16 protein-coding genes and 2 pseudogenes are annotated in these 23,361 nt (G+C 57.2%); 2 read left to right on the forward strand and 16 right to left on the reverse strand.

Features of this window, described 5'->3' with window-relative positions; genetic code table 11:
* Positions 1–29 precede the first annotated feature (29 nt).
* Together LRP30_RS33095 and LRP30_RS33100 are read right to left on the reverse strand one after the other, a co-directional pair.
* Positions 30–224, reverse strand: coding sequence for a DUF6499 domain-containing protein (locus LRP30_RS33095; protein WP_128931960.1), 195 nt, complete (start codon positions 222–224; stop codon positions 30–32).
* Between the two features lie 163 nt (positions 225–387).
* Positions 388–660 carry a DUF2285 domain-containing protein gene (locus tag LRP30_RS33100; RefSeq protein ID WP_249757509.1) on the reverse strand — a complete coding sequence of 91 codons (273 nt, stop codon included), beginning with the start codon at positions 658–660 and terminating at the stop codon, positions 388–390.
* 467 nt (positions 661–1,127) lie between these two features.
* Here LRP30_RS33100 and LRP30_RS33105 point away from each other — a divergent pair, with 467 nt between their 5' ends.
* Positions 1,128–1,325, forward strand: coding sequence for a helix-turn-helix transcriptional regulator (locus LRP30_RS33105; RefSeq protein WP_249757510.1), 198 nt, complete (start codon positions 1,128–1,130; stop codon positions 1,323–1,325).
* Positions 1,326–2,185: 860 nt separating this feature from the next.
* Here the strand turns inward: LRP30_RS33105 and LRP30_RS33110 are convergent.
* The 12 genes and pseudogenes from LRP30_RS33110 to LRP30_RS33165 form a co-directional block, all read right to left on the reverse strand.
* Positions 2,186–3,094, reverse strand: coding sequence for a TauD/TfdA family dioxygenase (locus LRP30_RS33110; RefSeq protein ID WP_249757511.1), 909 nt, complete (start codon positions 3,092–3,094; stop codon positions 2,186–2,188).
* A gap of 949 nt (positions 3,095–4,043) precedes the next feature.
* Positions 4,044–4,226, reverse strand: a complete 183-nt coding sequence (locus tag LRP30_RS33115; protein WP_249757512.1) for a hypothetical protein — start codon at positions 4,224–4,226, stop codon at positions 4,044–4,046.
* A 49-nt stretch (positions 4,227–4,275) separates the two neighbouring features.
* Complete coding sequence (locus LRP30_RS33120) at positions 4,276–4,851, reverse strand: hypothetical protein (RefSeq protein ID WP_249757513.1); 576 nt, start codon at positions 4,849–4,851, stop codon at positions 4,276–4,278.
* A gap of 80 nt (positions 4,852–4,931) precedes the next feature.
* The gene (locus tag LRP30_RS33125; protein ID WP_249757514.1) at positions 4,932–5,351 is read right to left on the reverse strand and encodes a hypothetical protein; all 420 of its coding nucleotides are present in this window, start codon (positions 5,349–5,351) and stop codon (positions 4,932–4,934) included.
* 1,764 nt (positions 5,352–7,115) lie between these two features.
* Complete coding sequence (locus LRP30_RS33130) at positions 7,116–9,362, reverse strand: di-heme-cytochrome C peroxidase (RefSeq protein ID WP_249757515.1); 2,247 nt, start codon at positions 9,360–9,362, stop codon at positions 7,116–7,118.
* A gap of 71 nt (positions 9,363–9,433) precedes the next feature.
* The gene (locus LRP30_RS33135) at positions 9,434–10,804 is read right to left on the reverse strand and encodes a hypothetical protein (protein ID WP_249757516.1); all 1,371 of its coding nucleotides are present in this window, start codon (positions 10,802–10,804) and stop codon (positions 9,434–9,436) included.
* 43 nt (positions 10,805–10,847) lie between these two features.
* Positions 10,848–14,045, reverse strand: coding sequence for a hypothetical protein (locus LRP30_RS33140; RefSeq protein WP_249757517.1), 3,198 nt, complete (start codon positions 14,043–14,045; stop codon positions 10,848–10,850).
* A 139-nt stretch (positions 14,046–14,184) separates the two neighbouring features.
* On the reverse strand, positions 14,185–14,592 hold the full coding sequence (locus LRP30_RS33145) for a hypothetical protein (RefSeq protein WP_249757518.1): 408 nt from the start codon (positions 14,590–14,592) through the stop codon (positions 14,185–14,187).
* A gap of 247 nt (positions 14,593–14,839) precedes the next feature.
* Positions 14,840–15,319: a hypothetical protein gene (locus LRP30_RS33150; protein ID WP_249757519.1), complete on the reverse strand. Its 480-nt coding sequence runs from the start codon at positions 15,317–15,319 to the stop codon at positions 14,840–14,842.
* An 83-nt stretch (positions 15,320–15,402) separates the two neighbouring features.
* Positions 15,403–15,975, reverse strand: a complete 573-nt coding sequence (locus LRP30_RS33155) for a hypothetical protein (RefSeq protein WP_249757520.1) — start codon at positions 15,973–15,975, stop codon at positions 15,403–15,405.
* 97 nt (positions 15,976–16,072) lie between these two features.
* A complete protein-coding gene (locus tag LRP30_RS33160; RefSeq protein ID WP_249757521.1) occupies positions 16,073–16,345 on the reverse strand; it encodes a hypothetical protein in 273 nt (90 codons plus the stop codon).
* Positions 16,346–16,942: 597 nt separating this feature from the next.
* Positions 16,943–17,555: pseudogene (locus LRP30_RS33165) on the reverse strand (IS3 family transposase); the annotation flags it as partial.
* A gap of 1,059 nt (positions 17,556–18,614) precedes the next feature.
* Here LRP30_RS33165 and LRP30_RS33170 point away from each other — a divergent pair.
* Positions 18,615–18,710: pseudogene (locus tag LRP30_RS33170) on the forward strand (IS5/IS1182 family transposase); the annotation flags it as partial.
* Positions 18,711–20,717: 2,007 nt separating this feature from the next.
* Here the strand turns inward: LRP30_RS33170 and LRP30_RS33175 are convergent.
* The gene (locus tag LRP30_RS33175; RefSeq protein ID WP_249757522.1) at positions 20,718–20,990 is read right to left on the reverse strand and encodes a hypothetical protein; all 273 of its coding nucleotides are present in this window, start codon (positions 20,988–20,990) and stop codon (positions 20,718–20,720) included.
* Between the two features lie 411 nt (positions 20,991–21,401).
* Positions 21,402–23,207, reverse strand: a complete 1,806-nt coding sequence (locus LRP30_RS33180) for a S8 family serine peptidase (protein WP_249757523.1) — start codon at positions 23,205–23,207, stop codon at positions 21,402–21,404.
* Positions 23,208–23,361: the final 154 nt, after the last annotated feature.

Below are 23,361 nucleotides of genomic sequence, written 5' to 3' on the forward strand. Positions count from 1 at the left end.
CTGAATGCTTGTCGAAAGTCCTTTGCGGGTCAGCAGGAAAACGAGAGCCCCCACTTGCGTCGGAACTGGCCCGCCGCTGCGCTTGAACGTTCGCGGCGAGATAGCCGCTTATAATCCTCTTGGTAATCGCGATCCCGGCGCAGCCACTCCCAGGCCAGGTCGGCAGCATCCGCCTTCTTCAGGCCGCTGTACGCTTCCTCAGATCTCCAGTCAGTATCCGGCATTGCACCTTTCCCGCACAATCTTCAGACGCGGTGAAATGCATCCGATGATTGTGGCACTTTCCGGTGCTTCCTTACGGTGTGCGCGCCTTGCCGGCACTTAATCGATGGAATGATCAACTTTTGCGATCGCGAGGCATTCCGGCGACCCTGACATCCGCGCTGATCATTGTTTTGGCCAACCGCTACGTAGCAGATCGCGATAGCCGTGGCCCGCTAGCCACTTGGCCCGAGTCAGATGACTGTCGAATGTGCGTCGCGCACGATCCGGTTCAACGGCAGGGTCAAGCCCAAGCACAATTCGCGCGATTTCGCGCCAATCTGCCTTGTCCGCGTTCGCATCAAGAAGTCGCATGTAGGCAACAGCGTGCTCCTTGTCATATGACGTCAGCTCGTCGACGCTGGGCGCCAATTCTGCGATATTCGGCTCGGCTGGCACTGCCTGAAACTCCTACCCAGCTGAAAAATCTAGCGCAATCAGAGCAACGATAAGTAGTTTGAAGTCGTTTTGGTACCTGCCCAATGGTCGCACGCCAACCTCCTTTTCGCGCCAAGACGGCAACCGCATATCGGCTTACACTGACCTGGTGGCCGCCATCCTGCGCTTTCACGTTTTCGTCGCAGTCCATACCGGAAGCGATTGCAGATGTGCCCGGTAACAAGGTTGTCCTTGCTGTTCTGTTCCTCGGCCGAAGGCACGGTGGTCCGCGGTGACCGGCCCGGTGGCATTCGTCTCGAAGCAATTGGGGAGCACAACCACTGCTGCTGCGAGCTTATCGTAACAGTCTGGCTATAACCAGTGGTTTCATAGTCATCGGAATGGCTGCCTCTGCGCATGAACGCTTGTGCGCTTGTGGCCTGGAATGTGCGCCGGATCCGCTAGAGCGCGGCATTCCGCAAGAGCAATTGGCCAATGATGCCGGGATCGACCGCTCATCCATGGGCCGCATTGAGCAGAAGAAAGAGAACCCGACCATTGATCTCCCGGACCGTATCGCCGTGCCCTTGGGTATTCACTTGTCCGAATTGCTCGCTGAGCCGGCCAAGGATGCGATGCCGCAAGCTGGACGCAAACCGGCGCGCCCCTGTCCGAACAGGAGGTAATTATTGCGGGAGCAATGTTTCAGCTAACGACGGGAAGGAGCGAGCCGGAGCGGCCCGCATGCTTCATCGATCTACAGCCGACGCTTCCGATCTCCTGCTCCAGCCGATGTCGTCCCGGCAGGGTCCCGCTTAGCGAGCCCCGGGGCACCCGTCATAAGGCCGAGCATCTTCAAACGAAGGCTTGCCCCGCTCGCCGTAAACCTATCGACGGTTGCTTGAAACAGCGGTTTTCGAAGAGTCTGTTTGGAGCTGTGGTCGGTTTGTCGGGTGGGGTTCGGGTGATCGCAACGCCCAACCAAGAGACTTCCGCAAGGGACCCTGGTGCGCAAGAGGATAAGAGCAGATCCCTCGTCCAGAGCTGTCGGACCGAGGATCAAGCTGGTGCGGCTTGAGGATGGGACCTCTCGCTGGCCGAAAATCGGGAAGGTGTGGCGCCCTTGCAGGGGCGCAATTTAGGCGCTCCTGAAAAGCTCGAGTGGTGGTTTGTTTATGGGACACGTAATACGCCGGCACGGTCGTGAGCGGGATAGTTTCAGCCGGCGCCGGACGCTGTGAATCAAGGCCATCCGACGCATCGTGGGATGGTGGCGAATATGTTCTGAATTGGGTGTGAGCTACGCCGGGCCTGACTATCCCGATACGATGAAGCGGATGCTGCTCGCCGAGCGAGAGCCAGTTCCGGCGAGCAGAGACGATGCCTGAACACTAATGCTATTGGGCTGGAAGAAGTTGAGCAGGTAGCAGCTGCGCCCGTTAGCCGGTCTGGCGCATAAGAAGCCCGGCTTCGCTCGACATTGCAGGGCCGCAACTTAGCGTTAGGTCTCCCGGCGTCTTGTGAAATCCGGGAGATGCGGACCGTGTCAGGCCGCCTTTGCGGCCCTTGATTTTGGCCTCTTCACGTGCAGTACGCCGGCGTCAATCGCAAGCTGGTCCATGGCCCAGTGAGGACTGCCGATTTTGTTGACCGGGTACGGCTCAGTCGCGCGATTGTCCCAGATTACGACGTCGCCTGATTTCCAGTTCCAGCACAGGGTGTTACTTGGCGCAATGAGATAGGATTGCAGCCGTTCAAACAGTCTTTGGCTGGGATCGCGCTGCAGGCCGACGAAGTTGTTCACGGAACGCCCGAGCGATAGCATGCGTTCGCCGGTCTCGGGATGAACACGAACAATCGGATATGTCGTTTCGTAGATCGTCCCGGTGGATACGCCCCACCAAAGCCCCTTGTTGGCTTCGGTGGCCCTCTCTGTCGCAGTGAGATCAGATGCGACGAAGCTCACGGCCCAGAGGTTATCTGCGAGCATCCGCAGGGGATCGGGAAGATCAAGATAAGCCGCCGCCCTGCTCGACCAAGCAATGTCGCCACCAAAAGGCGGATCCGCTGCAAGCCGCAGCACCGAAATGGCTGTGCGAACCCGCTCATCGTTCATCTGGTTGAGATGACTGCAGGCGCGATCAGACAGCTCCTGCCGGATCGTTGAACCGCCCAATGTGTCCGCCATTGTGGGATTCGGTATCAGCGAGCCGAGCCGGCGCACAAAGCGCTGCTGCTGTGCATCGTCGAGATGTCCCTGGTCACGGAAGAAGATGACCTTATGCTCTAGCAGAAGCCGGTTGAACGCTACGATGACATCGTCAGGCAAATCGTCCGACAGCGCAATGTTCTTGATTTCGGCACCAAGCCGCTCCGCGTGCTTGACGATATCGGCTCGCGGAATGACATTTTCAACAGCCATTATTCCACCAGCTTTCTTTTTGAGCTCGCGCAACTTCGCCTCGTCTCGGAACTCATGCTTGGAAAATCCTCGGACAACGACTGCGTCGTACCTCATTCATCCCGCACGGCCTCATGCGCACGCTGAAGAACCGGTCCGCGACATGCACTCGCGAAGGGATCGGACCCACCGCCCCGAATATCTCTATCTCTAGATGTATATCACCAATATAACCACTTCAACGGGTTAATGATCTTTTTTTGCGACTTCGAGTTGTTCACCGGGCGGCTTGTTTGATCAGCTGATTTTGCTGTCATCACTTGGACTAGCGGGAGAGCCGCGCAAAGCAAGAAGGCTGCAACTTCCGATGTAGCTTAACAACGGACTCAATCCCTCGATTTTCTCCGAAATTTGCACTTGGCACGAATGCAGGTGTCCCGGCGGTGAGCTGCTTTTGGTTCTGCCGGAGACGTAGATTTTCCCTTACTGAGTGCATGCCGTTTGGCTTTGTGGCAGTTGACCACACATAATAGGAACAGAGCGCCGACCGCTCAGGAATATCGCTCCCCTGAGACAACAAGGCGTCTTTTGCGCTCTCAGAATGCAAGCCGCAAAATCCTGCTGGCTATTTTTGCCTCACTATGAGCGACACGACACCGAACGTCACGCCAGATTTCAGATCACAAGCCGGGCTTTCATCTTCCTCATGATCGCTCCCTCTTACTCACGTCCACAATTGCGAAGCACGTAAATGATCACACTTGAGCGCCTTGCCGGACATGGATCGCCAGCCATCTGGCGTGGATCCTCACTGGCTTTCTGAAACAACGAAAGTAAGTCGACGGCACGGGTGACCGGAGCCGTCGTTCGAGCATGCCGGTCGGACGAGCGCCGGATCGCCGGCCTTCCGATCGGCACGTCCGCGCGCTTGATACATGCCGACGGCGCCGAGGTCGGTCCCCGCCCGTGGCGGCGGACGCGCGAACTTGCCGCTCGACCTCGCTCACTCGTCCTTCAGTTGAGGCTGCCCGCAGGTGTTGCAGACCTCGGCCTGGCGGTACCCGTCGAGGCTGATGACGTCACCCTTACAGCCGTCGATGACGCAAGGGCGCCGGACCACTCCGTGGTCCTCATCGCACAACGTGTTCATCGAGCGGCTGTGGCGCTCGCTCAAATACGAGGACATCTATCTCGAGGGTTATTCGAGTAATGCCCCCGAGTTTTCCTGAGGAAGCTCACAACCAGCGAAGTGGCCCCGTCGCTAGACGGCCAAAGCTCTTTGCAAGTACGAGCGCGGCAAACAAGGGCCCAACCAGAAGATACAGGCTCCGATATTCCCAGAAGGGGAACAGGCCCACTGTTCCCAGAACACAGGCGATGATACAAACCACGGTTACCCCCCGCTCGAAATGAACGAGGTGTGGATCGCGCGTGCTATCGCTCGTATTTTGATCATATTCTGAGTACGTCCAGCGTACCGGCGATCGAATGATTGCAGGCGTCAGCGTAGCCCAGAGGAAAAAGCTAAGCGTGACAACCAAGAGCGTGTTCTCAGGTGATCCGGTTTCTGGAATTAGCAGCTTGTTTCGTAGCAGCGCGACGAGCGCGAAAGAGACTATGGCGGTCCAAATGAGGGATAGTAGCGCCTTCATGTAACGCATCACCAGCCGGCGCAGAAGCAGGTTGTGTCGGATGAGGGAGAGTTCGCTTTTCGCGACTTCTTCCACCAAGCTACGGTCGTAGGCGCCGGCCAACCCAAAGGCCATCCGAAGCTCATTGAAATCCTGCCCCCTTGCTTCGGCAGCCAGCACGAATCTGGGAGTGCCACAGTGACCGTCCTCTGTTTTGACTTGCTTGGTCAGCCAATATTTTCTCGTCTCGCTTCGTGGGGTCAAAAAGAACCGGAGCTGGCCATTGAACTGCAGTTCGCGAAGCCTTCGCTTAACCCTGGGCTGCTCATCACGAAACGGAATTGCCGTGGCGCAAATCGTGGATGGAACCTGCTGGCGTGGCTTGGAAGGTTTGCGCTGAAATAGAAGAGACTAAGGTCGCGTAGTAGAGCCCAAAGAGCGACCACTGGAATCACGAACGCTGTGGCGACAGGAATCCCATAAATCACGAGCCAGAGGTCCGGCGACTTCGTTGCTTGAATAAACGGCCAGACGTGCACAACTGCTTCACTAATCGCAACGAAAGCATCTTTGGCAAACACCGGTAACAAGAAAAGCAATCCAGCACCACTGAGAAATGCTCCGCCGATGCGATGCATGGTGGATAGGCGGACTTCAGCGCGCTGAAGAAACGCACGCATGGCCCCCATCGCTGGCACCCCGAATTCCTCTTCCTCTGGAGCGTCCCCAGGACACCCGCTCAACCCTGGAGATTCCAGATCAATTCCACAGCGGCTTCCGAAGATATAATAGCACAGACGCTAGCAATCCTATTCTTTTGCGCTTGTTCGTGTCGCGACCGGTTGTGCATCACAGCAAATTTGGTCGATCGACTTCCGACTCGGGTCATGTTGACGGATTTGGCAAAGATTGAGAGGTTGATGTCCGCTCCTTGCCGTAAGCGCCGTACCAGGGTCGGGCCAGGAGCGTTGCGTTTGGCCGGACTGCCGTGATTCAACCCTTTGGGCAAGAGGTACTTAAGTCGCTTCAGCCGCGAACGACCCCACGTCTTAACTCACCCTCTTGTCCAGCCTTTGACGGTGCAACACCGAAGCATTCGAGCAATAGTCTCACAGCACTGCACCAGCGCACGATTGTTAATTTGCGTCTCTGCACGATTCAGGCCTGCTCTCTCTCCAAGCCAAACAGAATATCGGCGCGCGCTTCCGTTCGTCTTATTCAGCTAGAATAGTTACACGCTCTCGTCGCGTTCTATGCTAACCAAGCCGCCTAGGTACGTTGCGGGCTACTTGTCGGTCGGCGGATCCGATTATGATGATCCCGCTCCGCAAGAGCGGTTGGCCAGTCCATGAATTAGTCGGTTTAGCGCGGCTCATGCAGTCTCGTGCGCCTAGCGGATCAGTTTCCAGGACGGCGCGCTCCTTGAATGTTTGTATATCTTGGTCATGGATCGAGACCGGCGTGCTTAATCCTGTTTGGTTGAGCTATCGGCGGGTTCGCCAGCATCGCTACTTTCGGGTGATCGACGACGAGCTTGCTGAAGCCACATCGAAGGAGCGCTAGTTAGCGCTTTCTGTCCGACTTGCCGGAGAAATTCGACGGACGTCTCGCCTCGCCAGGCGGCCTCTAGAATTTTGGAAGCGACATGCGTCCGGGTGCCGGTCTCGTTAGGGGACAGTCCTTGGCAAACCTCGTCCAGAACTCAACGAAGGCAGGCAGTTGTTTCGGAGTCGAGCATAGAAGGTCTTCTCCAATGGAGGGGTGCAATGACCCCACTGCAGGCGCGAACTTCACGCCATAAATATTAGAATGGGCGGCGCCGACGGAAGGAAATGGCTTTTTGTACTTCCCTACTTATCGTTGCCAAACCATACAATAAACTGTGTTGCGTGTCTTCTCCCTGATCTTTCAGCAAGATCGCCGACGAATTCGGAAAATTGTTTCGACTAATTTGATCTTCTCGATGCCAAGCAGGGCCGCGCGGCTGAAGAGATCTGCTCGCGGCGCTCACCAATGATCGGCGATTTATTCGATATCGTGAACCCAACAAGCGTTGGCGACGCGGATGACCGCGTGCGCGATCCAGTTCACGTTCCGAAGTGTCCGCGCAACCTGCATTCCCAGCTCCAGCGCGTGAGCAACTCCTGTAGCAGCACCGAAGAACATCACGGCTCTACTCGTGATCAAGGCTCTAGTGCCGGCCAGCCTTGCTCTGCCTGAATTCATCAACCAAGCCCGGCGCAGCTTGGCATGACTGCAATCGACTGAAGAAGCGGCGCAGCGATCTGATCCTCGGAGGGAAGTCGAAGTCCGGCCACGCCCTTTCAGGACAGTGAGTGACGTGTCCTCAGTGCGCACCCGAACTTACGTCGATAATGTTCTTGCCAAAATTCGGCCTCACCTAGCCCGGCGAAGAGCGCCGGGCATCCAGCGCGACGGCCACCTCACAGCGTCTTCAAATACTCAAGAAGCGCCCGCCGTTCGGTGTTGGTCAATTCTCGCCCGATGACACCCGGAGGCAGCTTCATTAAATCGGTTTCCTGCCCTTGAAAGGAATGCCCGCGATTGCTGTTGCCAAGCAGCGATACGTTGAAGTCCGTCAGGCCGGCCGGGCAGGCGTCGTTCGCTCGCACTTTCGCAACGAGCCCGACGCTAACAGGATCGAATTTGCGGCTACCAATACAGAAAGAGCTTGGCCGCTGGCCCTGCGGCAATAACATGTCCTTCAGCGTCGGCACCGATCCATTGTGCAGATACGGAGCTGTTGCCCAAACTCCGTCCAGAGGACGTGCCCGGTACTGAGGTTCAAGAGCAAGGACATCTTCGTCCTTCCCGTTACGGCGCACACGCGCTCCAATGTATGCTCGCGGGTTTTGGCAGTTCTTCCGCGGCCCCCACATCTGCTGCTTGGCTTTTTCGGAAGAGTTGTTGGCGAGGTTCCATTGATCGATCGTCTTACCCACGACATCCATCAGGGCGAGCACAAACAAGGGATTTGCCGCCTTATCGGCCGGAAGGCCGCACCCCCAGGCTTTGTTCAAGTCATCGATCGGATTGAGACCGAGTGCCTCGGGTAAGTGAACACGCCGCGTCATCAGGACATTGGATTGTTGACGATCGGTGCCGATGACGTTCACCGGTAGCTGAGCGACGTTGAAATAGTGGCGTCCGCCGATCTCCACCCAATTTTTCTCGCCCTTGGCAGAGCGATCTGGGTTCTCGGGCTTCCAGAACGAATCGTCCGGCCATTTTGCGTCGAATGCGGGATCGTTGACGGGCCCTCGGTGGCATTCAAAGCAGTGCGAGCGATAAAGATCGCGCCCTTTCTCAACGAGGTTTTCGTCGATGGCCCAGGCCGGGTCGCCTCGAAACCTGTCCTGCGCATCTTTCCATCGTGGCGCGACAAGCCCGTTGAATTTCCTGCCGCTTGCTTCCGCCGACGAAAAGGGATCGGTACCGCGCAAAAGCTCCTCGAAAACCGCAATATCCGACAGATGGATGGATGATTCAAAAAGCGGCCGGCCCGGCGCGGGTGCCCTCATATTGATTTTCGCGCTGACGCCGAGCGCTTCGCCAGAATTGCGAACAAGCTCGTTGAGAACAGAGGCGTCATACTGCGCCCAAAGGAAGTACGGCGTGTCCCAGATTGGCGGAAAACTCACAGGAGCGTCGTTGCGCGCGAAGTTGCCCTTGAGGAGCGGATCTGGGAGTTCTCCGGTCACAGGGTCGAGAAAATTGGTGTAAAAGACCTGATTGCCGATCCGGTTCAAGGCATCAAGTCGACCGAAACCCTCGTCGAGATTCGTCACGCCCTGCCTCGTCAAAAGGCTATCGTTTGCGGCCTTTTGCTTCTTGATCTTTTGAAATGCGAGCTCCAGATCACCTCGAAGCTTCTTGCGGTCGAGGCTTCGACCTTCAATGCTCTCCAGCCGGTCGGCGAAGCGTTCAAACCGCCACGGCAAGATCAGCGTATAGCCGATTGATAGACCAATAACCCGTTCAACCTCGCCAAGATTGACCATCGCTGGCCCACCATCGTAGCGAATGCTGACATTTTTGTACTCCAGATGACCCGTATGACAGGCGGCGCAGGTTAGTCCGATCTGATCTTCGTAGAAGCCCCCCGTTGTCGGGTCGACGCCCCCCTTCAGGATCGCGAAACCTACAGGCAAACCATTTGCATTGTCAGGCGTGCTCGCTGGCCAAGTGGAGCTAACGCCCTTGGCATCCTCCTGGTAGCCGTACGCAGGTGAGCTAGCGTCAAAGTCCTTTGAGCTCGGACTTGGGATGAAACCAAGGCGTCGCAGGTACTCGCTGTCCGCCAGGCTCGTGTAACGGACCGACAACTCAGGACGTTCTAAAGCCAGGAACCATCTATAGGGCACAGGAATAGTCGCCGTGCCTTGGGACGTGTGGTGGAACCAGTAACGCTGCCGCGCACTCCAGTTCTGTGGCAGCCAGTATGCGCTCTCGATCTTCGATGGCGCAGGCAGTGTCGCGGGCAGCAATTGGGCAGCCAGATTTGCGTCATTCTTGACCTTGAGCGCCGCGTCGCGAAGCTTCTCGGGTGCGAAGTACGCCATCCCTATTGACGCCACCACGACGAACACAATGGCGAACAAGAGAGCGACGACATGAGGCCACCGCCTCACCAGTCCACCGATCCATGCGCTGAACGAACGCGACCCCATAGCAACCTCTCCTTAAACTTAAAGGCGCCTGCCGCCGCGCGAGCGCCTGCCCAGTTCCGACATGGCGCTGATTACTTGTTCATCAATTGGCTGTTGATGAAGGTGACGACGTCAGCGGTCTCGGCTGCCGCGCGTCGCGTTATGGTCGCGGCCGCTGGGCCACCATGCAAGAACGAGGGGAACCAACCGAAATTGCGAACATTCCAGTCTTCTTTCGGTAGAACGGCTCGGTTCACGCCGGACACCGCGAAGCCTTGCACTTTCCTGGCGAGTGGCTGCGCGGTTTCGGTGTGACAGCTCACGCAGTCCGTATTGAAGAAATGGCTCTTCTTCGTATCGGAAATGACATTGACGATCTCGAGTACGCGGCTATTTGGCACCTTGGCATCGATGAAATCGGCTGTCGAAACACCCTTACGATTGGCAAGAGGCAGGGGGGGCTTCTGCAGCGCCGCGTGGCGACACGTTGTCGGACTCTGGTTGTTCGTGGTAGGCCGCGGGACTACGTGCGTCCCGCCGACGATGCTGAACATCTGCGCGGCATGAAGGCCATCGAGCGTCGGGCCAGGCACTGGTATCAACCCGGCCTGCGGGACCCTTAGCATCGAGACGAAAACCCAGGGTTCGGGTGGTGAAATCCCCATGACAGCCATGGTGTTGAGGCGCTGCGGCGAGAGATGCTTTTCCAGCAGAGCTTTGACGGCATCACGAAATGGTTTTGCGGATGCACCGACAAGGCCCGGGTGCACGTTCATGTCACCGGCAGTCGAGACCTTGACATCGCCGAACTTTCCAGCCGCAAGTTGATCACGCAAAGATCCAACGTCACGAACGATTGCCTTGAAGGCTTGATCGTCAGGTTTAAATCGCGGGAATGGCGCACAACCATCAAGAGGTGGATCGGGTTCGAGGTTGAAACTGAAGATAAGATGACCGGCAGTATCATGGACTTTGAATCCTTGCGGACCATTTGTCACCGGCTGAATGATGAGGCGGATTTGCGGTTGCCGGCCAAACTGAGCGATGACATCGGCAGATAATCCCGGGGCTCCGGGATCGATCCGGATACCCGCAACGAACCAGGCATCGACCTTTTTCACGACATCAGGCAGCTGAATGCGACGCGCGCCCGAGTCCGGCACGCCGTCGCGTTCTGGATTTTCGGCGTTTGCGATAAAACGCGCGAAATCCTCATCGGACAAAAGCCGCTGCGGAGCCCCAGTGGGGCCGGCGAGATCGGACAGCGCGATCAGATTGACGAGGTCTGCTGGCGCTTTCGGTGGAGGAAACAGGATGGACACATCGTTGGCCGAAAGCGGCTTGGATGGCGTCTCGGCCAGGCCTATTCCTGCTGCCGAGGCAATCGCGACGATCAGTCCCGCTGCGGACAGACTTGTAAACAGCCGACCAAGCTTTGACCGGCGGATTTCATCTTTTGCCATCGTTGGCAATTCCCCTGTAAGATCGAAAAGTCGAACGTGATGCTTACTCGCTGCCGTAAAATTTGCTCTGCAATGTCTTGAGTTGCGTCGGATGTAACGCCTCTTCAATGCAGCCGAGAAACATCTGGCTTCTTGCATTGACACGCTCCCTATCGAGAGGGCCATGCTCCATGTCTGTTTGCAACGCGCGTACGGCGATCCAGTCCTTTGAGGGATCCTTGAGCAACTCAAACAGGGTTCGGTTCTGATAGGGATGAAGCCGAAAGTGAGCGAAAGCGACTTTGGCTGAGATCTTCGCATCGCGCAGTGCGTCGGGAAGCGTGAGGAGATCAAGCCCCGCCAGTTCTCCGATCTCTTGCATTTGATTCTGCGCTTCCTGATATTGCTCGCGTCCCACTAGTTGATACATTCCTCGGGGGCGAAACAGCCAACCATCGTCCGTACCCACTTGGTTTCCGAACGGGTTGCCCTCGTAACCAAGAACAAAGTTGGCCAACTCCTTGGGATGGTTGAGCAATGCATCCAGGCCGACGGGCGGCTTGTTCGCGGCTGCTAGGTCGGCGTTGTTCTTTTCTATCCGATCGCGCCATTTGCGCGGCAGTTGCGAGACCGCGCTGTAAGAGAAGTCTTCGCTGCTGCGTGTAAAGTCGGCGCTGTCGTAGGAGATTGCCCCCAGGATATAGGCCAGGATCCGCGGATCCGTCTCTTCGATGCGGTCCCACTCCTGCAGCAAGGCTTTGACCTGCTCGGCCTGGAAATACGCCATATAGCTCCTTCGATATGGCGGCACTGGCGCAGGAGCCGGCGAATGGTCCTTGATCGACTGCGCTAGCTGGTGCTCGTACGCAGAAACTTTATCCTGGTATTTCTGATAGCCGCGCTCCTGCAACCACTTGCTCTCATAGCAGGCAAGTAACGGCTGCGGTTTGATCTTTGGAGCGGGCCTGTATTCTTGGTCTAACTCGTCAGCGTAAGCCGCCTGGGCAAGCTTGGCTTCTTTGAGCGTTTCAAAGGCGGATGCGACGGAGCCGTTCAAGATATGAAACAACTTCACTTGCAGGCAATCGGCATTGCTCTGCTTCTTGCGGGATTGATCGAAGTCATCGTTCGGCACACAATCCCAAAAGCGGCCGCTACTTAGCGAGATGATATCTTCGGTTTTCTGAGATAGCGTCCAACCAAGCGGCAGGTTGTAAAACGAGCCTGTTATGTCTATTCGGCCGAACGTTGGAAACCGTTGCACGCTGGGCGTCACATCGCTTGTTGGCCGACGATCAATATTGTTCGCGTGGTTGAGGGCAACATAGGTCCGAGAGCTTCGCGTGCTCAAGAGCGCGCGCACCGGCTCCATGAGCTCACCGAACATGAAAGAGCCGTGATCTCCGAACTGACCGCTCACCAGCGACAGCAGATAGATCCGGAATTTTGGCGCGTCAGAGGTGCCCTTAATGCTGTTGAGCCGCTCAATTAAATCGAGCGCGGTCTCTATTCCGGAATTCTCGACATATCCGCCGTCCACGAGGCGCGCCTGCGGATTGGCCGTAATACAATCATTCTGCAAGGAGACCGTCGCTGCCGGCGTCACCCATGGAAACCGAGCGCTAGTAAACGCCGCAGCACTAAGTGGAATCCGCAGCGAGTGGCTCTTGACAGTTTGATCGACGCCGGTGCCGGCACGATCAAGCATCGAGAGAATACAGAGATCTTTGTCTTTGGCGTGGAGCGGGTCGATATCAAAGGGAGAGATGACAACGCGTTTGCCGCTACCGGCATCTGTCGTGTTCAACAACAGCGCCGGCATATTGTTGGAAGGTGTCCAATGTGACTGAAAGTCGGCCTTTAATTGATTGGATTGGTCGCCGGCGCCCTTTTGGTTCTTGAGCATTCTATCTGCAGCGTTCTCCAGCGTGTACTCCAGAAACCGCGCGCGATCGAAACTTGGGATAGCGAGCGGAGAAAACAGCTGCGTGAAGTCAGTAAATAGAAAACCGGCAACCAAGGGCGAGAGAAAATCCGTCTCCAAGACGCTTGCAACGCGCTGTTCTACCTGCCCAGGGGCATCGATATCCTCAGCCCGGCCGACGCCGGCCAGAAAGTCGGCGATCTTCGGGCACGTCTTTGCGTCGGGAGCGATCGTATCAAGCGGCGCATTGGCGGCATGAAGCGCAGCTGCGAAGATAGCCGAGCCGACGCTCCCTCCGGAGACGCCGCTTATCGCAAACAGATGCTGCCGAAATGCCGGACAGAGATCCTGCATCCTAGCAAGAAAGCGCGCCGCATTGTTGGCTGCGTAGATGCCGCCGCCTTGGGCAGCCACAATGAATACCGGATATTCTCCGAGCCTCTCGGCCTCGGCCAGGCGCGGCTTTTGCCGAAGCCAATCCCGAAATGCTTCGACTGCAGAGATGCGAATCTCTTCTGGCGGGCCTGTTGCTCCGGCCACGCTGCGCAGCCCGTGGTCATCGCCTCCGAACAATGAGGCAACCAGGAACAAACCGCCAAACACAACGGGTATAAAAGGAAAATTGAACCTGATCGTCAGTAGCGCAAAGTGGGTGGTGAGACCGGCCACGCACATCGCAAAGAGAGCGATTACACCGAACGATCCGACGAATTGTGCAAGCCTGTCCGGAAACAAAACGAACCCGGTCGTCAAGAGGGCGATGCCGCCGATCGTGAGCGCGAGAAATCTGTAGCGGATGAAATAGGCGATGTTGGCCCGGTTCGCGAGTGCGACCGAGCGATGTTTTGACCCTATCTGCCAAGTGAATACAACAAACGAGGCAAGCAGGATCAACATGGCAAGCGCAAGGATGAGCAGCATGTTCCGCTCGACGGCGAGCGCTTGGTCCTGAATGCGGAAGATGCTCCCGACCTCCTCAACCTCACCGATCTTTTCAGCCGGCCGCGAGGCGAGTTGACCTGCTGTCGCGGCGATGATCGGCAACGCTCCGAGCACAATGGGTGCAACTTTGATATAGAAGGCCAAGCGCCCCGTAGCGGGCGGAATATGAGGCAGGGTTGCGGCAGTAAGCTGAAAAGCGGCCGCCCAGATCGTTAGCGCAATCGCGCCCACAGCGGCGAACTCCTTGAGCGTTACCCATCCAAGGTCGTCAGCGGCTATCCGGTAGAGCTCCTGAATTTGATCTGGCAAGTACAGCAAAATTGAAATGCCCCCCGAAAAGACGGCAATCCACCGGAGGTTGCGCAACAATGTAAAGAGCTGATCGCGCACAGTCATCGCGTCCAATTTCCCATACCGTTATCGGAGACAGTCCTGAGCGCGCAAATAGGCGTGAATGCTAGAACTTCGTACCAGCCCTCGTCGAAGGCCTGCGTGATAGATAACATTGCGGCCCGCAACAAATTGCCGGGATCTCCTATCGGGCGTCGCTCTGAAAATTGTAAACGTAACCTACAGTAGTGGCGCGATTTATCGAACATTCTCTTGAATCGTCAAGAGATTTTCGATGCTGAGGATCAAGACCCGCGATGTCGGTGTTTTTCGCTCTCGATCCGCCCACCTTCCGCACTTTTTCTTCACTCATTCGCTTAGAGCGCAATAAAGCCGCTGACCGCACCTCACTCTCGTGATTGGTCGATCGCAGATAGTCATCGCTGGACGCGGGCTGATCCTGGTAAGCCCGCCGGCTCGTCGAGTTGCTGTTCCCGGCCCCCCGGTGGTAGCGTTCGCGCATCGCCTGCGCGATCGCGATATCGAGTGCGGCCGCGGCGTCTGCGGGATAGAGATCGCAGAACTGTTCCTGTTTGCGCTTTAGGCCGATCATCGTACGCCGAATAGTTTGCCGGACGGCAAATGGCCCTCAGAAGGTCAGCGAAAAAGGCCTTTAGCGCGGCCGCACGATAATCGGGGATGACCGGGGTTGAGAAGCCGCCGCTCCTCATTTCCTCGACACTGGCGCGGCCCAATCCCTGATTCTCGGGCTTCAGAATGGCAACTTCCACAGGAAATAGAGAAGCCCAGCAATGGCTCCCCAGAAAAGTGTGCCGCGGACAATGAAAGCGAGCGCCATGTTAATCGCCGTCGCGTCCAAGCCACTGCGCCATGGTGATTCCATCGATCGCGTCTGCCAGACCTTCTAAGAAGACCCGATACCACGCATCGTCGTCGGGAAGCTCCCAGTCACGTACGCTGCCGACGTAACGGGCCAAAGCAATAACGCCCCCGATCGTGGTTGGCGTTGAACGGATGAGTACATTCGCGTGCTCTGCGAGAACCTGATTCCTTTGGACGCTGATTTCGTCGGCGGCATTAAATTCGGCTTCATCCTCGAGCCTCGCCGATACCGACAAGGCCGCATCGTAGTACGCCGACAGCTCGCGATGACGCTCGATCACTACGAAGATCGGATCCCGATCGGCTGCAGCGATCGACTGGGTGGAAATTTTATGCGAAGGCATGTTGAACTCGGACGAATAGCGGGCCAATACTAGCAACTCAGCCGCGGTGATAATCGGCGTAGAGTGGCTCTGATCCGCTGTCTTTCTGCTCAATCAGCCGGGATCAAACGAGGTCCATGCTCCCATCGGCCGGCAACATGGCCGGTAGTACCAATTTCCGCCTTGCCTGCAGCGGCCTAATTTGAGCTGCGGATAAAGAGGCATTCGAGGATAAGATAGATTGCCTTCGGATCAGTCTGCCGCGACACGAGATATGACAGGATATCATGTCGCAGCTCGGGCGTGAGACGAAGCACGAACAGCTCTTTACGGTCGACCCGATTTTCTTCGTACCAACAAATCACAGCCAAGCAGAAGTCGAAGGCAAGAACTACTTCGCGAGCCGCGATTAGATCGGCGCGGGCTGCTTCTAACTGCGCCGCATTGCCCGTGAAGCGATATTGCAACTCTTCATTGAAGTCGTGAAGCCGAACTGTCGAAATGTAGGGGTTCAGCGCAAGGTTATAGAGAAGGAGCGCTCCAACCTTAGCATGAGAGAGCGCTTCGGTGTCCTGAGGGAAATGCTGTGTCCGCCAAATTTCGCAGTCCGCTGACCATTTTTCGTGGACGAGCTTCAGCGTGTTACTGTCAAAATCAATGGCGAGGCTCAACGCCCGTGTGATCTGAAAGCAGTAGCGCTTAAAGGCATAGGCGAAGCTGTCATAGTCCGACAGCCAATCATAAAGCGTATCCGGTTCAAAGCTAATCATAGCGACTCGCGGTCCGCGAAAGGCGGGCCGGTCGTGCTACCAGAAGTTCTGCAAGAACAAAAGCGTTAGCGATACAATTCTGTTGAAGCCCGTAGGCTCAATTGCCCGCAGCCTCTTGGGCGCGCTCGAAACTAGTCTTCACAGTCAGAAAGCGCTCGTAATCAATCCGAATGACGGCTTTGCCGTTCGGGGAAAAAAATCTAAAGCGGGATTCGTCGCGGTCGAGCGAGCGGTCACCGCTCGAGGATGCGCTATTCATGGAGGCCGACATGTCCGATTCCCTAGAATTCGACTTGACAGGGTTTTCAGTGACAGAGCGCTGGCCGCTTGTCAAACGCAACTTGAAGAGGTAACGCCAGATCAGCCGCATGGTTCAAATCGAAAATTCTTCGCATTTTCAGCGACTTACGGTGGTTGCGTCGAGCGAAGCTGCAACTTTTGAATGTCCGGCAAATCGTAAGTAGGACGCCTGCAGCTTTCCCGCAACAGGCTGGATCGTATTCGACGATGGTAAATCGGGAATGAATTTGTGATTGCTGAGCCAGGAAAGGTTCAGTTCACTGATGCACATGAGCGATCCGCGCGCTGCGCCGAGGGCGTTGGCCTGCTCGGCTCCAATGCCGACTGGAAATGGGTGGTCACAGCTCTCGCTACATCGCGGGGTGGCTTCGGTTTTTCACCTTGATCCAGTGCTTCTGTCTTCCGCCGCGAAACGGCTTGTCGCGATCCTTCGAGACAAGCCGCATGCGCCGCGCAGCCCAGAACACGTCGGGCCCGGTAAGGCAGAAGGGGACTACCACGCCTGAGAGATCGCAGCGCGCGAGAGTGCCCCGGTATTAAGCCTGCAGCTCCGAATCTTCGAAGCGAAACCAACCCGAAAGACAAAGCATGGGACGTTTGCGTGGCGCCTATGGATGCCATCTATGGGTTGTATGCCTCCACCGCGGATTGCACATGTTTCCCGCTGTCGACCGCCGCTGTCCTTCGGCAAGCGCCGACGGTCGCGGCCGTGCCCTCAAGCTTTGCAGGCGCATCAGCCGCTCAATCCGGTGCAGGCCGCAATCCGCCCCGTCGGCGAGCAGGTCACGCCACACCCGGCGTGCGCCATAGGTGCGGTCGCTGGCGACGAAGCTGGCCTTGACCTTGCCGGCCGAGCTCCTCGTCGCTGCGGGATCTGGCGCTGGGAGAGCGGTTCAGCCAGGCATGGAAGCCCGACCGGGACACTCCCAGCGCATCGCATAGCCATGCCACCGGCCAGATCGTCCGGTGCTTCGCGACGAAGGCGAACTTCATGTCGCTTCCTTCGCGAAGTAGGCTGCGGCCTTTTTTAGGGTATCCCGCTCGGCCTTCAGCTTGGCGACCTCGCGGCGCAGCCGCTCGATCTCTTGCTGCTCGGGCTTCATCTGACCATGGCCGGGAAAGGCTTGCACCGGGTCAGAGCCGAACTCCTTCACCCATTTGCGCAGTACGTTCTCATGAACCCCCAGGTCGCGGCCGGCTTGCGCCACCGACACCCCGCGCTCCCTGACAAGCTTGACCGCTTCGATCTTGAACTCTCGGCTGAACTTCAGTCTCTGCATGACCAACCTCCGGCTTGATAAAACACCCAATCTCGGTGTCCATCAAACCGGCAGCAGCTCAACCCAGCCCAATTTTAGTGCGGTTGGGCTCTTTGAGAACGATCCAGGCTTTCGACGCTTGCCGACGCGCAAGCCAAACCCTGGCGCCCCCTTCATGTACAGACCCAGCTTCAGGGACTGAACGTTGGATCTGTGAGTCCAAGAATTGGCGCGATTTGGCACGCCTTTCACGTGGATTGAGGCGCATACCCAACTTTCCGAACGAACTTTGAAGCAATCGTCTTGATGAGGAGCGTGGCGATATCGGGTGGATCATCGCCTTCTTTGGCGGAAGCTTTCTTGTCCAAAGTCGCCTCCAACAATTTCGGAATTCAAACAAAATAGCCGGGCCTGACCGACCAGAAGTAACTCAGAATAGAATTTTTTAAATGCAGTTAGAGTAAAGGCCGCGACCTTTCTTGCCGCGGCGCTCCTGATGTTCGCTTTCTCACTGAACGCCTGGTTGGCGGCAGAGAGCGTGTGCGCAAGCTGCGACCGACGAGGAGATCGGGGCGCTCTGCCGAAGCACCGCTTCAACAACAACAAGAGCACCGTGTGTGCGATCATGGCGGAGTTGATCGCGAAGCAGCCGGACGGCGAGCTTGGTGATCTCGAACACTCCGGCGCGCGGACCGGTCTACACCCGCTCCTGCGCGGTGAGCGTCTCACGTTTACGCTTCCTACGCACTCGGGGTTGGGAGCCGGAGTTAAGACAGATGTCGGGCCGAGAATAATTCCTCCTCCCCATGTCACGACCGCGCCACTTGGGGTTATGTGATCAGGATCCCTGCCGGTTGTAGCTGAGAGCGTCCTGTCTTTGGTGCTTGTCGCGGGATCGGGCTTCGGTCTGATGGCGACGCCAACGACCTGTCTTTCTCAGCCGCTTGACGCCGCTGCGGCAGTCTCAAAATCTGTCCGCCAGTCAACGCCGATCGAGGCGCCTGATTTGTCCAAAGCCAAGATAGAAGAGATCAGCCTGCAATTTCCTTCTTGCAGTTCCTTTCGGCGGCTTCTTCGCAGACGCGCTACGACAGGCCTGCAGGAAACTACCTCGCCTTCGTCCAACTCGCATCTATCCGCCTATGGCTGGCCGCGCGTTATGAGTTCGCGTCCTAGCCGGAGTTCAGCGCTGGCATCACTTGCGGTCGAGAAAGACCTCTGCCGGCTCTGAAAACAAAGGTCGCCAACCAAGGCGGCCTCTGTTTAAGATAGCTTACGGTAGACGCTGGCAGACGACACGTAGCTGGCTAATGCATCCTATGCAGTATTTCGTCCCAGGCGAAGAGCCGATGACATCGACTCCAATTGCATACCCAACCGAAAGTTCTGGCATGGTAATCGACTCCGTTATCGTTTCCAATGGAGCGGCGGATCTTGAAGATGGAAAATTAAGGTCGCCGAAAGGATTGTCGCCACCCATATCCCATACAAGGGGACGTCCCCGCACAGAATGGTTTGAGTGCGGTTCGCCTTTTATCGGACCAGATCTTGCTGCGGTGGCGCGAGCATAGGTGCTGGGCCGCTCTGACCAATCGACGTAGCGATTGCCCTTGTGATCGTGAAGCGCCGCGAGGACGTTCATCACGCCCTTCTCGAGGATAGTATCGCGCACTTCCTCGAGCCGCTCGATGCATCAGATTTCTTCGTCCGATCGGTTGGCCGTGATTTTCACCTCTGTCATGTGCCCTCGTAGCTCAGTGGAAAAATTCTACGTCTCCTGGTGTAGGTTCAAGTCCTGCCGAGGGCATCGTCCACGGTCGCGTAGCTCCCGGTGGCCGATCAGAGCTTTAATCAGGGTGCCAACACAGCCACCGAGGTTGAGACCACCCAGGACCAGAAACAGTAGATCGGGATTTGCATAAACCGTCAGTGTTGGGGTTGTATTAGCGAGGCGGGAGGAATGACTGCAGATCCTTCCTCGAAGCAGCAGGAATTCCTCAAACTGTGCAGCTTTTCGCTCGTTCCAGGCCCGACCATGAGTCATATTGGCCGCGCCTCGGTTGATGTGGGAATTTCTTCGCATTCCCAACGGGAACAGCCAAGGCCCGAGAGAGATTGAGCGCCTGATCTGGCGTTAGCTGAAAATGAACGCCGACCACGCGTGCGAAAACAACGGTGATTTCGTCATCGGCCTGCTCGACTCAACTATAACCGCCGCCGCGGAGCGTTAAGTTCGATCTCATCAATCCGGTCGAAAGCACCTTGTTCACTCGCCATCGCTACCCTCTCCCTCGACAGTGCCTGAGTTGGTCACGGTCGCGCGACTCAAAATCGTCTTAGCGTCAACAAAGACCCACGGCGGCACCAGTCCGGCCTCTAGGTAGCTTTCTTGTAGTTGAAGTCGAATTTGGTGAGCGGCTTAAATGGCAGCGGTAGCTTCCCTTGTTCAAGGCGGGGCTGATGCTGAGATCCCGCTAACTCGCATCCGAGCCGCATCAGGTTACATTGCAGCCAAAGCCTCTGCTGTAAATCATGCTTGCTGCGCCGAAATAGGGCCCCGACATACGAGCCCATACGGAGCCGGTACAAATGCTTAGCCATGTTCTGCTCCTGTGCAGCAATAACCAAACTAGATGTGGCCAATTGTCCCGTTGCCTCGCAGACCGCCGAAATTTACTAAGTGAGGAATCTCGTTCAGCGCTGACATTGTAGCGCTCAATGAAAATCGATTAATGCAATAAATCCAGGATCAGCGCCTAAATTCGGCCGTTTATCGGCTTCTTGCGTGGTTTTTGTTGCACGGATTATCGGTTTGCGGCGGCAGAGCGCGATGCTCGAGCACCGCGCCTGCTGTGATCAAGGATAAAAGCCTGCGACGTAGCGGATTGGGAAGAAAGGCGGTGACGGGGCCTTAATAGCAACTGCCCCCTCCTGCCCGGGCCAAGAACTGGCCTTGGGCGAAGCCCGTCCTATGACCTCATTTCTTGCTTTGCGTTACGACTAGGGCTTACCCGCTGAGCGTTGATGCCGGCTCTACCGCCGAGGGAAGCAGTAGCGGGACAAGGCGCGGCTTACCGGTGGCGGCCTACGTCATCAGAAGCGCAAAATTGCGGAGATCAGATTGTTGATTCTCGAAATGACTGCGCCGCAAAGCCCGAGCGATCACATTGCTTGACCAAACTGCTAGTTAGTTCCGTCCTGCTCGGCAATGCCGCATTCGGCTGCGTCTTCCTCACGTTCAGGGCCTAGCTTCGCCCTGCACCGAGAGGGTGCTGTTTGTGAATCGGCCGCTAACTGCGAACGCGAGTCCACGGCAGCCTGTATTTCGAGCAGGTATGTTTCCCGGGCGTGCACGCCGATATCGGCGGCGGCGATTTGGAAAACGAAGCCGGGTGGGATGTGGCCCTGAACTGGATGGTTGCCGACGCCTCGCTTATCCCGGACGGGCTCAAGCATGGCAAAAGCTCCTGCAGCTTTCGCCGGACCCCGCCGGCCCCAGCACAACAAGCAGGCCGGCGGATTGCTCAAGGCCGGCATGCGTTGCCTCCCCGTGGATCCGAACACGGTCGAGTCCACCTCCGCTGCACAAAACCGTCAATACACGCTTGGTGCCAGGGCCGTTCCTAATGTACGACCGGACGGGAAACTATCGTCCCGACAACATGAGCGTACACGTCGACTTCAAGTATTACTTCGATCAGATCACGCCGCACCCGCCGAGACTTGGTCGCTGACCATATCGAGCTCAAATGGGAGAATGCCAACTTTGGCGGTCGTCTATAGCTTTTTGGAGCTGTGTTCGGGCGGGGCAGGCTCAAGCGTGCCGCAAGGTCGAATTCGTTCCGTCGCGCCAAACTCGTGCTGCGATCAGCTTCCTACCGGTGCTTTCGCTGCGGTCACGGAATTCAGCGCATTGACGCGTCCGCGCCCCCAAATGTTCGGCAATGGCGCAGGCGGGGCGTCGGCATGGTCACCGAGCAGCTTGGCCACCTGATCTTGCTTGAGCGTGGGCTTCACCTGCAGCATTGCCGCAACCACGCCCGCAACATGTGGAGCCGCCATACTGGTACCCTGCTTGGCCGTAAATGGCTTGCCAGCAACATCGAGCTCCGGGTGCGGCTCGGCGTTGATGGCCTTCGCCGAAATGATCAACTGACCGGGCGCGCACAGGGTGGGAAATTGACGGTCGTCCAACGTCGGTCCCTGGCTCGAGAACGCCGCGGGCTTGTGCAGATCGGCGGACGGTCTCGTAACGTATGCTCCAACCGAGATGGCCTTGAGCGCGGTCGCCGGAATCGTACCGGTACTTGCGGCGCTCGTTTGCGACGAGGTGAACGCGGTTGCGGGAATCCCCTTGCGTCCTTTCGGGGCACGCAGAAAGCCATGATAAACGCCAGCGTCGGCACCGGTCCCCACCGTGACACCCGACAAGGTAATCGACCATGTCCCAGGAGCAATCCGCAGACCGTCCCGACGAATGGCGATGCTGATCCGGTTCTTGTCGTGGCGAGGAACGGCAATGGCGGATGCGAGACTAACGGTCGAGCGGCCTAGCGTGCGCCGCACCGAGCCCCCGCTTGCCGCGAGCGACATTGAAACTCCCGAAGGATCGGTGACAACTACATCGAACCTTTCCGCAGTCGACTTCAGGCCGTACCAGATTTCGATGTCGAGCTCCTTGGCCATCTGCCTGTCATCGATGCGGAAAGTGATTCGATCCGTGGCGCCGCGCGCGACCGTGCCCCGAACGTGCTTGTTCTTGTTTCCATCGTTGCCAGCTGAGACGACGATGGCGCGCCCCTCAGCCCCGAGCGCAGCATCAATCGCCTTTTCATCCAGGCTACGACCGTCGCGCGCGCCCAACGGTTGGCCCAAACTGAGATTGATAACGCAGGGACAGTTGCGCGCTCTCGCTCGTTCCTGGATGTATTCGATCCCCTGCCGTATCAGCCCGAAGTTGAACTTGGTCGCGACAACGATCAGATCCGCGGCCGGAGCCATTCCGACGAAAGCTGTCGCCGGGCCGCCGGGCGAAGGGGCGCCATTGCCAGCGGCAATTCCCATGACATGGCTTCCGTGTGGATCGTCGGGCACGTCCTTGGTGCGCAGCGGCCGTCCACCCGGCCTCAACGCGTCATTTATGGCGGTTTCGGTGAATTCCACACCACTGCGAGCCGTACCGTCAACATTGTTTCCGGGAGAACCTTCCGAGGGAAAGCGGGGAGGGCGACCCGGTCGTGCCGGCACGAGTTCTAGGCGCTGGTCCCAGATCGAGAGGATTCGGGTCTTGCCATCGGCTTTGCGAAAGCTCGCATGCGTGTAATCGATGCCAGTGTCGACGATGCCGATGATCACCCCCTTCCCCACTTCGCTTCCGATCACGGGCTGCAGCACGTCAGCCTTGATGTCGGATCGACTAACGTCGAATGGCGAGTATAGCGTGCGCGCGAGCTCTATATATTCGATGCCCAGGCGGTGGACCTCGGGTAGGCTCGACAGCGGCATCTCGGCAGAGATGATGCCACCGGCCGTCGCGTGCAGGCGCATTCCCAAGGCAACAAGTTCCTTAAGATCGCCATGCCATTCGAACGTGACCGGCACCCGTGTCGTCGCCCGCTCGTGTGCGGGCGTGTCGTCGTACATCCATTGCAGATGCGGATCGATGACCGTCATGTCGCTTCTCGCAATCGGTGGAGGGTAAGACACGTTCGATATTGACCGATCAAGCGTTCTACGGCAAGTTGCAAGGGGGATCTTGGACCATTTCGTCCGACCGCATTTCTAGACTTCCTATTTTCGGGCACGACGTTTTTCCTTAGGGGATTGG

Source organism: Bradyrhizobium sp. C-145, from assembly GCF_023375135.1.
GTDB classification, from domain to species: Bacteria; Pseudomonadota; Alphaproteobacteria; order Rhizobiales; family Xanthobacteraceae; genus Bradyrhizobium; species Bradyrhizobium zhanjiangense.

Excerpts from the sequence above, each read along its gene's own strand:
- LRP30_RS33155 (WP_249757520.1), bottom strand. The coding sequence starts at position 15,975 with ATGATTAGCTTTGAACCGGATACGCTTTATGATTGGCTGTCGGACTAT.
- LRP30_RS33160 (WP_249757521.1), bottom strand. The coding sequence starts at position 16,345 with ATGCGGCTGATCTGGCGTTACCTCTTCAAGTTGCGTTTGACAAGCGGC.
- LRP30_RS33180 (WP_249757523.1), bottom strand. The coding sequence starts at position 23,207 with ATGACGGTCATCGATCCGCATCTGCAATGGATGTACGACGACACGCCC.
- LRP30_RS33095 (WP_128931960.1), bottom strand. The coding sequence starts at position 224 with ATGCCGGATACTGACTGGAGATCTGAGGAAGCGTACAGCGGCCTGAAG.
- LRP30_RS33145 (WP_249757518.1), bottom strand. The coding sequence starts at position 14,592 with ATGATCGGCCTAAAGCGCAAACAGGAACAGTTCTGCGATCTCTATCCC.
- LRP30_RS33140 (WP_249757517.1), bottom strand. The coding sequence starts at position 14,045 with ATGACTGTGCGCGATCAGCTCTTTACATTGTTGCGCAACCTCCGGTGG.
- LRP30_RS33130 (WP_249757515.1), bottom strand. The coding sequence starts at position 9,362 with ATGGGGTCGCGTTCGTTCAGCGCATGGATCGGTGGACTGGTGAGGCGG.
- LRP30_RS33115 (WP_249757512.1), bottom strand. The coding sequence starts at position 4,226 with ATGTCCTCGTATTTGAGCGAGCGCCACAGCCGCTCGATGAACACGTTG.
- LRP30_RS33125 (WP_249757514.1), bottom strand. The coding sequence starts at position 5,351 with ATGCGTGCGTTTCTTCAGCGCGCTGAAGTCCGCCTATCCACCATGCAT.
- LRP30_RS33135 (WP_249757516.1), bottom strand. The coding sequence starts at position 10,804 with ATGGCAAAAGATGAAATCCGCCGGTCAAAGCTTGGTCGGCTGTTTACA.
- LRP30_RS33175 (WP_249757522.1), bottom strand. The coding sequence starts at position 20,990 with ATGCTTGAGCCCGTCCGGGATAAGCGAGGCGTCGGCAACCATCCAGTT.